Annotated in this window: 1 protein-coding gene; it reads left to right on the top strand. The window is 49.4% G+C overall.

What is annotated here, in order from left to right; genetic code table 11:
• Positions 1–224 precede the first annotated feature (224 nt).
• Positions 225–863: a Pr6Pr family membrane protein gene (locus FOT42_RS17895; protein WP_151891796.1), complete on the top strand. Its 639-nt coding sequence runs from the start codon at positions 225–227 to the stop codon at positions 861–863.
• Positions 864–938: the final 75 nt, after the last annotated feature.

Here is a 938-nt window from a genome sequence, read left to right as displayed (position 1 = left end):
CGAATTCCACGAATTTTCACGAATGCTTTTGGGTACCTCTTTTGCTTGGACTTCGCTCAGTCTGACAGCAAAAGCCTTCTGTCATTTTGAATGTATCGAGACCTCTTGACGGGGTAATTATTGATTCGTACTTCCACCTTCGTATGTTGTACTTTGTTCTTCGTCCTTCGACTGCGCTCAGTCTGACAGTAAAAAAACCGTAACTTCACTTCCAAAAACCGACCTTGCGAAGAAATTTTGAGATCTTGGGGCTCTGTTTGGGCTGGTTCGCCGTGATGGCCCAACTCTACCTGATGCTCCAAAACCGTGAAGTGGGCGTTGCCGAGAGCCTGGTGCGCTTTTTTAGCTATTTTACCATTTTGACAAACGCTTTGGTGGCCCTTTTCTTTACCATCAAAATATTCGGGGCAGACCAAAAACGATTGGCCCTGCTCCACGGAAAGTCAACCCCGATGGCCCTAGCGGCCTTTATCATTGTGGTGGGGCTGGTGTACCAAGTGGTGCTGCGAAAACTCTGGAACCCCACGGGACTGCAAATGGTGGTGGACGAACTGCTCCATACCATCATCCCTGTATTGGTGTACATCTACTGGGTCATGTTCCATGCGCGGACGCCCGTTGGGTGGAAACCGTTTTTCCGATGGCTGCTATACCCTTTAGGGTATGTGCTGTTCGTGATGGTGCGTGGGCATTTCTCCGGTTTTTACCCGTATCCGTTCCTGAACGTGGGAGCATTGGGGCTGGCAAGGACCTTGCTCAACATTGCGGTGGTATGTGCCTTGATGGTGCTGGTCATGGCCGCCCTTTTCTATTTGGGCAAATTGATGCAACCCAGACGGGGGACATTTTCCAATGATCAATAAACAATTTCCGATAGGTTGTCAGGCCGAGTGTTCCAAATGGGTTTGGAATGTATCGAGACCTCTTCCAGGGAAAAT

Origin of the sequence: Flagellimonas hadalis, assembly GCF_007785775.2 — a bacterium.
Lineage (GTDB): Bacteria > Bacteroidota > Bacteroidia > Flavobacteriales > Flavobacteriaceae > Flagellimonas > Flagellimonas hadalis.
This window is presented reverse-complemented; position numbering and strand designations above follow the sequence as displayed.